The sequence below is a fragment of the Schinkia acidoalkalinis genome (assembly GCF_054301215.1).
In genome coordinates this window covers 83,049-97,177 of record NZ_CP182573.1, presented here as the reverse complement: position 1 = coordinate 97,177, position 14,129 = coordinate 83,049, and the positions used below count along the sequence as shown (strand labels likewise).

8 protein-coding genes are annotated in these 14,129 nt (G+C 39.0%); all 8 read right to left on the bottom strand.

Going from position 1 to position 14,129, the window contains the following annotated elements; translation table 11 throughout:
- Positions 1-97: 97 nt before the first annotated feature.
- The 8 genes from ACNQFZ_RS00450 to ACNQFZ_RS00415 all read right to left on the bottom strand — a co-directional run bounded on the left by ACNQFZ_RS00450 (position 98) and on the right by ACNQFZ_RS00415 (position 14,085).
- Positions 98-2,608, bottom strand: coding sequence for a DEAD/DEAH box helicase (locus ACNQFZ_RS00450; RefSeq protein WP_458413403.1), 2,511 nt, complete (start codon positions 2,606-2,608; stop codon positions 98-100).
- Positions 2,609-2,695: 87 nt separating this feature from the next.
- Entirely contained in the window at positions 2,696-4,570 is a 1,875-nt protein-coding gene (locus ACNQFZ_RS00445) for an ABC transporter ATP-binding protein (RefSeq protein ID WP_458413402.1), read from the bottom strand.
- Positions 4,567-6,291 (bottom strand): ABC transporter ATP-binding protein, encoded by a 1,725-nt coding sequence (locus ACNQFZ_RS00440; RefSeq protein ID WP_458413401.1) that lies wholly within the window; start codon positions 6,289-6,291, stop codon positions 4,567-4,569. The genes ACNQFZ_RS00445 and ACNQFZ_RS00440 overlap by 4 nt, the downstream gene beginning before the upstream one ends.
- 100 nt (positions 6,292-6,391) lie before the next feature.
- Entirely contained in the window at positions 6,392-7,774 is a 1,383-nt protein-coding gene (locus tag ACNQFZ_RS00435; protein ID WP_458413400.1) for an L-cystine transporter, read from the bottom strand.
- Between the two features lie 150 nt (positions 7,775-7,924).
- A complete protein-coding gene (locus ACNQFZ_RS00430) occupies positions 7,925-9,400 on the bottom strand; it encodes a protein adenylyltransferase SelO (RefSeq protein WP_458413399.1) in 1,476 nt (491 codons plus the stop codon).
- A gap of 185 nt (positions 9,401-9,585) precedes the next feature.
- Positions 9,586-11,058, bottom strand: a complete 1,473-nt coding sequence (locus ACNQFZ_RS00425; RefSeq protein ID WP_458413398.1) for an aldehyde dehydrogenase family protein — start codon at positions 11,056-11,058, stop codon at positions 9,586-9,588.
- Between the two features lie 110 nt (positions 11,059-11,168).
- The gene (locus ACNQFZ_RS00420; RefSeq protein WP_458413397.1) at positions 11,169-13,373 is read right to left on the bottom strand and encodes an ATP-binding protein; all 2,205 of its coding nucleotides are present in this window, start codon (positions 13,371-13,373) and stop codon (positions 11,169-11,171) included.
- A complete protein-coding gene (locus tag ACNQFZ_RS00415; protein ID WP_458413396.1) occupies positions 13,351-14,085 on the bottom strand; it encodes a response regulator in 735 nt (244 codons plus the stop codon). The genes ACNQFZ_RS00420 and ACNQFZ_RS00415 overlap by 23 nt, the downstream gene beginning before the upstream one ends.
- Positions 14,086-14,129: the final 44 nt, after the last annotated feature.

Here is a 14,129-nt window from a genome sequence, read left to right as displayed (position 1 = left end):
TCCAAAAATGACAAAACTCTATCCCTAAGAATTTATGTAACAAAAATAAAAAAATGCCCAGAATCAATCTCCAAGGGCATTTACAATTATAGCATCACTATTCCCACTCAAAGTCCTTATACTTCCTTTGGCGTTTCTCCTTAAAACACTCATCACAGATGTTGAATCTAAAAGCGGCGGGTAAAATTTTGCCGCAGCTTTTACAAGTTCTTTTAAGCAATTTGACTCCACTTTTTAATTGTTCGTGGATTTTATTGCTAATGTCTTCGCGAACTCTTTCCCAGTACCCAGCTTCTGTAACCTGACCTAATTTATATAAAAATAATAAATGGAGCCCAATCGATTTATATGAAAGCTCCAGTTCCTCAAGTCCGGAATCTTTAATGAGTGGATCAGGAAGATCTTCTCCTTCTACAATTGCTTCCAGCTTTTGTTTCCACTGCAATCGTAACGATGGCTCATTTGTTGAAAAAGGCAAATGTAAAAAACCATAAAGTTCGGCGAGAGATAACTTTGCCTCTATCATCGTATCTTCTATCATCTCATATAACAATTTTTCCTCACTTAGCGTCGCTTTTTTCGTTCCTTCGGGTGTTTTGAATTTGTCCCAGAGGTAAAAAAACAGACGGAGATTACGGGAATATTTCTGGAATTTTTCTAGGACGCCACTAGTTGGAGCGATTGCAAAGCCTTGCAGAGGTGCATCCTCTTGTTCCAACAAGCGACCCATCGTTTTTGAATCATTAAAAAATGCCACCTTGCCAACATCATAAATCCCTTTACGACCTGCTCGTCCGGCAATTTGCTTTACTTCTTGTGAGCTAAGGCGCCTCCTGCGTGTGCCGTCAAATTTCTCATTTTCCAAGAAAATAATGCGCCGAATCGGTAAATTTAAGCCCATTCCAATTGCATCTGTGGCAACAATGACGTTTGTTTCTCCTTTGATAAATCGCTGCATTTGTTTTTTTCTTGTTTCTGGCGGCATGCTACCGTATATCATACTGGCTTGACGACCGTTTCTTTGCAATTCCGAGGCCGTTTCAAGCACTTTTCTTCTAGAAAAACAAACAAGCGCATCCCCTTTTCGTGTATCGTTCAAATGAAACGAATGCTGTTCCACCTCGAGCGGGATTTCACGTTGATATTCAAATACATCAATATGGGACTCGCCAAGAAGCTCAATAATCATTTCTTTTGCATTGAAACTACAAATGATATGTACTTCTTTTGCATTTGCTTTTGTTATCGCCTTATACCAAGAGAATCCGCGGTCTTTATCGGCCAACATTTGTGCTTCATCAATTACGACCACATCATAATAATCCTTCTCATGAAACATCTCGACCGTACAAGCGAAGTGATTGGCACCTGGAACAAGTTTCTCCTCTTCACCAGTTTTTAAATTGCATGGAACGCCTTCTTCATTTAATTTGTCATAAATTTCGAGCGCCAATAACCGGAGTGGCGCCAAGTAAATTCCGCTACTCACTGCTTTCATACTTTCAATTGCTTGAAACGTTTTCCCGGTATTCGTTTCACCAACATGTACGATATAATGAATATTGCGACCGAGAGGTGGATGATACTCCATGCCAAAAATATCTTCCAACATGCGCTTCTCTTCTTCTTTGCGCCGCTTGATTTCTTCCCGTTCTTCAGTCTCTTTCCGTTCCCTTTCCAGCCGATCCTGATAAAAAATCTCACGATGCTTCTCAACATCAAACGGTATATCAATTAACTTACTAAGGTCGGCTACGTAATCCCCCAGCAAATCCGAAAAAATTTCATCCCCTACTTCATAAAGCAAATCTTCAGCCGCTTCATTCAAATTTTTACTAGACAAAGCTTCGCCAAACGTTGCTGCATAGTTTTCTACTATGGAAGCAGGCAAATGATTTTTCAACCAGTTGGGGCTAAAGTCAAATAATGAAGTGATTACCAGATTTTCATATTTTTCACCTATGTCTTCCCCATAGCGATAACTGGTATAGGCATACTCCCGTTCATGATCTATATAAGACGAAAAGGTGAGATTACTTGCTTTCGTATCATACCCCTTCTGTTCGAGCTCAATCGCCAGGTAGCTACCAACTAAATAACGAATGTATAGATACAGTTCTTCATAATATTCATTTAGCAATTGTTCAATATGGTATTCCAGCTTTAAAAACGTTTTCCTTTTTGTTTCACGTTCCATTTCAAGTGCTTTCCGCTGAATATAATCTTCTCTTGCCTCTTTATATTTTTCATTCCATACTTCTTCTTTGTCTGCAAATTTCTGGTTCATCCAGCTATCTATAGCAAAGGGCTCTACATCACGAATTTCATTTCGAAACGTTTGATTTAATAACTTTCTTTTCATACCCTTGACTTCAAAGCCTTTATTCGAAAGTAAAGCAGTTTTTTCGCGAAGCGACGCTTGACTAGCTGTCGTATTAATCCAAGCGTTTAACCAGATTTGGGCAATATAGGCTCCTCTTTCCCTTAGATACTGTTCAAAGGATGGTGGTGTCTCTTTCGTCTCCAAATATTGATCGATATCTTTCAAAGCCATTGTTTTAGCCCTATCAACAGCCTTGATATAGTATTTTTCTAATATTTCATCCATAAGTCATTCTGACTCCTTTATGAAGCATGCTTTGCTTCATAGTAGCTTTTTGGTTAATGTTATCATGTGCAAAAGGTAGAGTAAAAATTATCCGACCTCTTTTTTGGAAAACTGACTGTTATAAAGATCTGCGTAAAACCCATTCGCCTCTAATAATTCCTCATGTGTTCCTTGCTCTATCACTCTTCCTTGATTCATAACTAGAATTAAATCAGCATCTAGAATGGTTGACAACCGGTGGGCAATGACAAAGCTTGTCCGCCCCTCTAACAAACGTTTCATCGCCTGTTGAATTAAGACTTCTGTTCTCGTGTCAACACTGGAGGTCGCTTCATCCAAAATCATGATAGGAGGGTCCGCAATGACTGCTCTAGCAATTGTTAATAGCTGTTTTTGTCCTTGGGAGAGGTTCGACGCCTCCTCATTTAGGATTGTGTCATATCCATCTGGCAGCGTCCTAATAAATGCATCGGCATGTGCAATGCGAGCAGCTTCAAAAATTTCTTGGTCAGTGGCCCCTACTTTACCATAAGCCAAATTTTCCTTAATCGTTCCATTGAATAGCCATGTATCCTGAAGCACCATACCGAATGTCTTTCTTAGTTCACTTCGCGACAGATCCTTTGTATCAATCCCATCAATCTTAATAGCTCCCCCCTTAACTTCGTAAAAACGCATTAACAGATTTATCATCGTTGTTTTTCCTGCACCGGTCGGACCTACAATCGCAACAGTTTGTCCAGGTAAAACATGAATGTTCATATCCTGAATCAAAAGGTCTTCTCCATAGCCAAAATCGACATGCTCGAACGTAACTGCCCCTATCGCTTTGGCTAGCGTAGTGGTTGTTAGCACATTGACCTCCTCTTCCTCGTCCAAAAGTTCAAAAACCCGTTCAGCCGCAGCGATTGTAGACTGAATAATATTCGCAATATTAGCAGTTTGCGTAATCGGTTGTGTAAATTGCTTTGAATAGGTGATAAAGGCTTGGATATCACCGATTGTAATCGAGCGATTTGTTACTAAAAAACCACCTACAACACAGATTACCACATAACTTAAATTACCAATGAAGAACATGATTGGCATAATAATTCCGGAAATAAATTGGGCCTTCCTTCCAACCTCGTATAATTGGTCATTAATTTCGTTAAACTTGGCAGCCGATTTTTTTTCATAACTAAATGCTTTAACAACCTGATGACCTGTATACATTTCTTCGATATGGCTGTTCAAACGGCCAAGTGTCTGTTGCTGAAAAACAAAATATTTTTGCGATTTCTTTAATATCGGCCGGATCCCAAATATTGAAATTGGTAAACTAAGGAAGGTAATCAATGTCAAAATTGGACTAATGGTTAACATCATGATTAGAATTCCAATAATTGTCACAATAGAAGTGATAAATTGTGTTAAGCTTTGCTGAAGCGTGCTCCCGATTGTATCAATGTCATTTGTTACTCGACTAAGTGTTTCTCCATTTGGGCGTCCATCAAAATATTTAAGCGGCAGCTTTTCAAGTTTTTTATTAACGGCTTCTCGTAAATCAAAAACCGTTTTTTGGGCAACATTTGCCATTATATACTGCTGTAAAAAGCTAAATAGACTGCTAAAAAGGTACAATCCAATTAGGGTAATTAGTATCTGGCCAATTTCACCGAAATCCACTGCAGCACCAGGAATGCCTTTCATTTTGCCATAAAGTCCTTCAAATAAAACCGTAATGGCGTTACCTGTCATTTTTGGACCGATAATCATGAAGACAGTACTCAAGATGGCAGTGAAGAAAACAGCTACTAATTGAAGTTGACGCGGTTTTAAATATGTTAAAAGTCGTATCAATGTTCCTTTAAAATCCTTTGCCTTTTGGCGGCCCATCATCAAATGCTTACCACCGTCAGGACCTGGTGACATTTGCTTTCCAACAGGCTGAAGCGCTTTGGCTTTATTGTGCCTGGTCATGCGATCTCCTCCTCTGAAAGCTGTGACTCGACAATTTCACGGTAAACTTCATTTGTTTTTAAAAGCGCTTCGTGGGTCCCTTTGCCAACAATCCTCCCGTTGTCCAATACAATAATTTGATCAGCATCTCTAACGGTACTAACACGCTGGGCAACAATAAGCACGATAGCCTCCTTTATTTCTTCCTTCAATGCAGCGCGAAGCTTTGCATCCGTCTTATAATCAAGTGCGGAAAAACTATCGTCAAATATATAGAGATCCGGTTTCCTGACAAGGGCCCTGGCAATTGACAATCTTTGTTTTTGACCCCCTGATAAATTAGCTCCCCCTTGTTCAACTTGGGAGAAATAGCCGTCTTTCATGTTCTCTATAAAATCTGATGCTTGTGCAATCTGTGCGGCATGTTTAACTTCATCCTCTGTCGCATTTTCTTTCCCAAAGCGGATGTTGTCGGCAATTGTTCCGGTAAATAGAAGCGCTTTCTGGGGAACAAAGCCTATTTTCGAACGTATGTCCATTTGTGCTGCCTCGCGAAGATCAATCCCGTTTAAACGGATTGCACCGCTTGAAATATCGTAAAAGCGAGGTATCAAATGGACCAGTGTTGATTTACCAGAGCCTGTTCCACCAATAATAGCTGTTGTTTCACCACGACGAGCAGTAAAACTAACATCGGCCAATGCGGGTTTTTCTGCCCCTGGATAACCGAAAGTTACATGATCAAATTCAAGCGCCCCTCGCTCCCGGTTAATCGGTAATGTACCCTTATCAAGGAATGCTGGAGTCATCTCAAGCACTTCATTGATCCTATTTGCGGAAACTGAAGCCCTTGGAACCATAACAAACATGATAGATGCCATAACAAGAGCGAACATACTTAACATGACATATTGGATGAATGCCATTAAATCGCCAATCTGCATCGCACCGTTATCAATACGAATCCCACCAAACCAAATCACCGCAACGACAGTCATGTTCATTACAAGCATAATCACGGGCATCATAAATGCCATCACCTTATTGACCATGATGGAGACATTCATCAACTCAAGACTAGCTTTCGTAAGGCGAGCTTTTTCTTGGGTTTCTCGATTAAACGCGCGAATCACACGAATGCCTGTTAAATTTTCACGTAACACTAAATTTAAGCGGTCAAGCCGTTTTTGGACCATTTTAAAAAGCGGCATTGCTTTGTAAAAGATGAGTAAGACACCGCCGACTAATACCGGAATCGAAACGCAAATAACGAGTGATAATTTGGCATCCTTTGAAACTGCCATAATGATTCCACCTACCAGCATGATTGGTGCACTAGCAACCATCCGAAGCGCCATAATCACGACTTGTTGCACCTGTGTGATGTCATTGGTCGTTCTCGTAATGAGCGACGCCGTGCCTACTTGATCAATTTCTTGAAGCGTAAATTGTTCAATATGGGTAAATACTTTTCGCCGAATATCCCGACCTAATCCTACCGCAGCTTTAGCTGAATAGAAGCTCGCAAATATGGAAGCTATTCCGCTTAATGCTGAAACAACCAGCATATAGCCGCCTATTTTCCAAATATAAGCAATATTTCCGACAACGACTCCTTTATCAATAATATCCGCCATTAATGTAGGCAAAAAGAGTTCTGCCATCGACTGGATAAAGATGAGTCCAAAAATGCCCAAAATAAGCCACTTATAATTTGATAAATGCTTCAATAATTTTACCAACTATATATCCTCCTACTTACTTTCGTAATCTTTCAAATTAGATAAGAAAAAACCTTGCTATTCGCAAGGTTTTCGCATCTTTATTTTATATTAGATAACTTTAAGCTTCAACAATTTCTCGTTTTTGGTAAACTTCTTCATCGAATTCGCCCGTAATACGGCTTGTTAAAATTCCTGTTGTCATACCACCGCTAACATTTAAAGCAGTACGTCCCATATCAATTAATGGCTCTACTGAAATTAATAAACCAACAATAGCGACAGGAAGGTGCAGCACTGACAATACAATCAAGGAAGCAAATGTTGCTCCACCACCGACACCCGCAACACCAAAGGAACTTATCATCACGACGATAATTAGTGTAAAAATAAAGGATGGGCTCGTTGGATCTATGCCCACGGCAGGTGCTGTCATGACAGCTAGCATGGCTGGATAAATACCAGCACAGCCATTTTGGCCTATGGAAAGGCTGAATGGTCCTGCAAAGTTTGCGATTCCTTCAGATACACCAAAATCCTTCGTTTGACTTTTAATATTTAAAGGCAGCGTTCCCGCACTTGAACGGGATGTAAAAGCAAATGTCAATGTTGGTAATCCTTTTTTCACATACAATACTGGATTTAATTTAACCAATGAAAGCATTAGTAAATGAACAATGAACATAAGAATCAGTGCAACATAGGATGCTATCACAAATGTACCTAGGTTTACGATTGCTTTATAATCACTTGTTGCAGCTACTTTTGTAATTAATGCCAAGATACCATATGGTGTCAATCGAAGGACGAGTGTTACGATCCTCATGACAATGACGTACAGTGAATCAATAATCTTAGCAAATAATTCAGCTTCTTCAGGATGTTTCCGTTTCACACCAAGGAATGCTACCCCGATGAATGCTGCAAATATGACGACCGCAATCGTTGATGTTGGACGCGCCCCAGTCAAGTCAGCAAATGGATTGCTTGGAATCATTTCCAAAATTTGCTGTGGAATGGTCATCCCTTCCACTGATGTAACCTTTTCAACCAATTCAGCATTCCGGCTCGCTTCTTGAGCCCCTTCCGTCAATTGAACACCATCAAGTCCAAATCCGAGTGTCGAACCAATACCAATCGCAGCGGCAACTCCAGTTGTAAATAACAAAAGACCAATAACAAGAAAACTAATTTTGCCAATGTTTTTTGTAACTTTCAATCTTGTAAACGCACCGACAATTGAAACAAAGACTAGTGGCATAACAACCATTTGCAATAGTTTCACATAACCACTGCCGACAATCCCTAACCAATCTATTGTACTAGTAGTTACTTCTGCATCTGTTCCATAAATCATATGTAATAGATATCCAAATACGATTCCAATCCCTAATCCAGTGAATACACGTTTTGAAAAAGAAACATGTTTTTTTTGCATAAATAATAAGACCGCAGCCAAAATTAGAAACACAGCTATATTCACAAAGATAAGTGCGTTATTCATAGGAATCTCCTCCTCTTTTAAATATAATTTTGTTATTTTTATATAATGAAAGATATTACTCTATTAATTCCTACATGTCAAATAGGATTTATTAGGATTATTTTTTTTGAAATCAAGGAAAGAGCCTCCCTAGAAAGGAGCGGCTCTTAATTAAGTACCACAGTAAGTGCGGTAAGAAATATTGGATGGGACTGGTAAATCAGCGTATTCCTCTTGTTCGGGAGAATGTGCGTAGGGATTGGCAAGAACATGTAGAAGTCGATCCATCACGCCATAATCTCCTCGACTTACCGCTGCTTCTAAAGCTTCTTCAACTAAGTGGTTACGAGGGATGACAGCAGGATTACTGCTCTTCATTAAACTCCTGGCATCTTCTTCTGATTGTTCTTGTCTAGCAAGTCTACTCTGCCACTTCTTATACCACACATTAAAGTCTTTGTTACAAAACAAATCCATGCCCTTTAGTCTATCAAAGGTGAGTGCCCGAAACGTGTTCGTATAGTCTGCGTGATGCTTTTTCATCATTTTAAGAAGATCTCCAATCAGTGCCTCATCCTCTTTTTCTTCATTATAAATTCCTAGTTTTGCTTTCATTCCACTAAGCCAATTCTGCTGAAACAACTCAGGAAATTTTGCGATTGCCCCCTCGGCCAATTTTACTGAATGATTCTCATTGTCATCCAGTAGCAGTAATAAGGTTTCTGCAAAACGTGCAAGATTCCAAGCACCAATAGGAGGCTGATTACCGTAAGCATACCGTCCTTGTCGATCAATGGAACTGAATACAGTTGCCGGATCGTAGGTATCCATGAATGCACAAGGGCCGTAATCAATCGTTTCGCCACTTATAGCCATGTTGTCGGTGTTCATGACACCATGAATAAAACCAACTAATTGCCACTTGCTAATTAGCATCGCCTGACGTTTAATTACTTCTTCAAGCAGTGCAAGATATCGGTTTTCCGCGTCTTTAATATCTGGAAAATGGCGTTCGATTGTAAAGTCTGCGAAGGTTTTTAACTCATCACCTTGCCCAAAATTGGCAACATATTCGAAGGTACCAACGCGGATATGACTGTTTGCGACGCGGGTTAGAATTGCACCCGGCAATGTAGTTTCGCGGAGTACCTCTTCTCCAGTTGTCACAACAGCAAGACTTCTAGTCGTTGGAATCCCAAGCTCATACATAGCTTCGCTGATGATATATTCACGTAGCATCGGTCCAAGTGCAGCCCGACCATCTCCACCCCGGGAATATGGTGTTCGACCAGAACCTTTCAGCTGAATATCAAATCGCTCCCCCTTAGGTGTGATTTGCTCACCAAGAAGAACGGCGCGCCCGTCCCCAAGCATGGTAAAATGTCCAAATTGGTGTCCGGCATAGGCTTGTGCTAGAGGGGAGGCGCCTTCAGGGATTTGATTACCGCTAAGTACTTCCGCTCCATCTTGGCTTTCCAGTTGATCCGCGTGTAAGCCCAACGATTTTGCCAGCGAGGAATTAAAAATCATCAGCTTTGGTGAGCGCACTGGCACCGGCTTAATGCTTGTAAAAAAGAATCTAGGTAGCTGCGCATAGCTATTGTCAAAATTCCATCCATTATTAATAGAAATTTTACTATTCGTCATCGTAGCTCATTTCCTTTTCGTTTGACCTTTTCATTAGTTTCTTCCTTGGAATTACTATTATACACTTGTAATTTTGAGGATTTCATTAAAGACGCTCATTTCCATGCCATAAGTTCCAAAAATAAAAAAGACTTTTGGATTTTTAAACCAAAAGTCTTCACCATTCTAACAATATATATTATTTTCTACACACCGTACCAATTTAAATGTTCTGAACTTAAGTCTACCCATACATGTTTAGTTTCAGTATACATATCAAGCGCTTGTATTCCTAGTTCTCTTCCAAATCCACTTTGTTTCGTGCCGCCAAAAGGAGCAGTACTATCCAGCATACTGAATGTGTTCACGTAAACAGTCCCTGCTTTCAACCCTTTTGCCATCCGGTGGGCACGTTTAATGTTATTCGTCCACACACCGGAGGCTAAACCGTAAATTGTGTCATTCGCTTTTATCAACGCATCCTCCTCGTCTTTAAATCGAATCACAGATAGGACCGGTCCAAAAATCTCTTCACGGGCAATTTTCATTTGGTTGGTAACGTTTTCAAAAACTGTTGGTGTATAAAAATATCCTGAACCAGCAGCCAAATTACGTGTTCCACCAGTAACAAGCTTCGCTCCTTCCTCCAACCCAGAAGCTACATATTGCTCAATCCGCTGTAATTGTTCTAATGAAACCTGTGGTCCCATTTGTGTTGTTGGGTCTAGCGGGTTCCCAACACGAATGGTCTGTGCCTTTTTAACAAAGGCATCCATGAACTTGTCGTATACACTTTCCTGTACAAATAAACGTGATCCCGCTGCACAAACTTGTCCTTGGGCAAAATAAATTCCGAACATGGAACCATTGACAGCGTCTTCAATATTGGCATCGTCAAAGACGATATTTGGTGATTTTCCGCCTAATTCAAGACTAATTGGCTTTAAATTTTTGCTGGCTGCCTGCATTATTAATCTTCCTGTTGAGGTCGATCCGGTAAAGGCAATTTTGTCTACATCAGGATGTGATGATAGGGCTGCACCGGCGATATGCCCATATCCAGGAACAACATTAATAACACCATCAGGGATTCCAGCTTCTTGGAAAATTTTCACCATCTCTAAAATACTAATCGGTGTTTGTTCAGCTGGTTTAATGACGATAGTGTTTCCCGCAGCTAACGCAGGAGCTAATTTCCACATTGTTAACATTAATGGAAAATTCCAAGGAACAATCGCTCCAATTACTCCTAATGGCTCTTTTAACGTATAGTTTAAACGATTACTTGGCGATGATAATGTATCTCCTTGAATTTTATTCGCCAAACCTGCGTAAAATTCAAGCACATCAATCATAGCCGGCATCGCAATAAATCTAGTTTCATTAATAGGTAAACCATTATCCTTTGATTCTACCTCTGCTAAAACGTCTGCTTTTTCCCACAAAGCTTGGGCAACTTTATATAATAAACGCCCTCTATCACTTGGCGACATGGAAGCCCATGGGCCGGATTCAAATGCATTCCTAGCTGCTTTTACAGCTAAATCCACATCCTGTTCATTAGCCTCGGCAACAACGGCATTGATTTCACCAGTACCTGGACTATAAGAGGAAAACGTTTTCCCTGAAACAGAATCTACCCATTGACCGTTAATAAATAATTGATAATTTGCTTGCATTTTCTCTACCTCCCTCTATACAAAAATAAAGGTTTATAGTAAAAACAATGACACATAAAGGTAAAATTAAAGTAAAAATATAGAAAAATATTCAGAATTTGAACTTCCTGTTATTCTTTACATTTCTCTATTGGTAATGAAATTGTAAAGGTTGTTCCTTCTTCCTCTTTACTTTTAACAGACACATATCCTCCATGCAATTCAACAATTTCTTTTACAATACTTAGACCTAAGCCATGGCCTTGGATGGCGGAGTTTCTCGATTTATCAATTCGAAAAGAACGATAAAAAATCTTGGAATGATATTCTTCAGGGATTGCTTCACCTTGATTTGTTACAGCAATCTCTAAATGCCCTTCCAAAAGTTCGATCGTACAAACAATAGCGCTCGTTTTGTCCCCGTATTTATAGGCATTGTCAATGAGATTTAGAATCGCCCGATGCACATATTCAAGATCAATCTTAATTGTGTACTGGACTGCATTCACCAACGTTTCTTGATTACAATTAAAATGTAAGGGCACAGTAGCTTGCTTTACATCAAATGACCATTTTTTCTTTAATTCTCCGATAACCTCTGAAACAGAGACAATCTTTTTTTGTACTAAATCAGGATTAGAATCTAGAAAGCTAATTTCATATATATCGTGGACAAGACGGTTTAAGGAAAAAATCTTCCCTTGCATTTTTCGCAAATAATCTTCCTGGTTTTGTTTTGGCACCATACCATCCAAAAGTGCTTCAAGATAAGCCGATAATAAGGTCAATGGCGTTTTCAGGTCATGGGATATATTAGAAAAAAGAGCTGATCTTGATTTTGCCATTTCTTTTAATTGTATATTTTTTTCAATTAAGGCTTTGTTTGCAGTTTGAAGCTCCCTCGTCCTACTATTTACTTGGTCTTCAAGACCCCGATTTAATATTACTAATTTATTATGAAGAATCTCCTTTTCCTCCAACCTTTGCCTTAACTCCTGTAGCAAATCTGATATTCTAGTACTCATACTATTAAAAGAATGGATTACTTTATTAAATTCAGTAATAACAGGCTGGGTGACTTGCACCTTTACATTACCATGATCAATCCCATCAATCCCTACCAGAAGCTCTTTTATTGGTTTGGTCATCATTTTCCATAGTAAAATAGCCAAGAGCAAACAAATGACCATGAAAAGGATGGAAGCCCCAACCATATGGGTGGAAATTCTTTCTGAAATATATTGGACTTCTCCCAATGTTTTCTCATGAATTGGTGCAACAATACTATCTTTTTTAATCATGTAACCTAAATACCAATCCGCCTCTTTAATTTTACTAGTTAATAAAATGTAGCCATCATCCAGGTAAGCGATTTCTTGTTTATCCAGGGTCTGATGCCTTGCAATATAAGGCTGTGCAACTCGTTTATAGTGGTTTATACCATTATTTTGGATAGCAATTAAACCGCCATTTTTACTAAAGATAAAAGAATAGGCACCGGGTATGTTGCTGAATTTATAATTCAAAAATTCTTCCACCACAGTTTTGATAGTGACATCAGCACCCACTACACCCAATAGCTTGTTGCCATTGTAAACCGGGGTAGTTGCAGAAAACATATTGCTTCTATGGGTAATATCCAAATACGACTCTGTCCATCGTACATGACTAGATGGTTTTGGATTTTTCATCGCCGTTTGATAAAAAGGAAATGTTGTAACAGGAATGGTTGGATCTAAATAATTTTCATTAATCTCTGTATATGGATTCATGGCTGGATAAATTCGTGATGTCGAATCAGGTGTAATGAAATATAACGCCGCAATATGACGATTTTGTTCATATGCTTCGCGAAAAAATGGCTCTAGATAAATACTTCTCGCCAAATTCAAACTCATCTCATCTGTGATGTTTTCCTGTCCAATTACGTTTGTGTTTGAAATACCATCTCCTAAAATCCCATCCCAATAAAATCCATCTGAGAATTTTGAAAGTTTGATTGGACCCTTAACCGGGTAATTTTCTTCATTTTCATAAATGATCTCCGCTTGTTTTTTTAAAAACATGACGGCATGATTGATTTGTTCTAGTTCGAGATTGATTTGTTGAGCCTGTGCCTCGATATTATCTTTATATAGATTGATGACATCATGTGACAAGGCAATACCAATTTCATTGGAATGTTCCTTCAATGTTGATGCAGTTGTAACCATAATAATAAGTCCTAAAAAAATAATCGGTACTAACGATACGAACAGCATGACAAAAAGCAATCGAAATGAAAAGGAACAAATAATACTTTTACATGTAGCTTTAATATTGCTGAGCCATTTCATTAAAACGGTACCCCACCCCTCGAATAGTTGTTATGATTTCTGGGTTACGAGGGTTTTTTTCTATTTTTTTCCGCAAACTACCAATATGAACATTTACAGTTTTTGTACCAACCAGCTCATCGAATCCCCAAATTCTATCAAGCAAATGTTCAATACTGAATACTTGTTTAGGATGTTTCATGAAAAAACTAAGCAACTGAAACTCTTTGACAGGTAAATAAAGCGGGTGATTATGCAGAAATACTTCGTGTCTTTTCATATCTATTTTCAAAGATTTTGAAACATAAACCTTTTTGCCCACATCCTCTGATTTAGTTGGCTGTTCTGCCACCGATTTTGTAAGCAAGCGATTACGGCGTAAATGCGCTTTGACCCTAGCTATGAGTTCATTTACGCTAAATGGTTTGCTAATATAATCATCGGCACCTATACTTAATCCTATAATTTTATCAAATTCTGAATCCTTGCAGCTCAAAATCAAAATAGGTGTATCCGTGAAAGTACGGATTTTGCGGCAAACTTCGAATCCATCAAAGTCCGGTAAAAAGATATCAAGCAAAATCAAATCAGGTTTTTTATTCAAAACGGCGTTGATTCCATCTTCACCGTTATATGCAACTGAATAATGGAACCCTTCTTTTTCTAAATAAAGACCGATAATCTCACTAATTTCACTCTCATCATCAATGATTAAAATATATTCATGAGCCAAAGCATCCATCCTCCTCTAGCAACGTAAACTTATTCAATTATTAT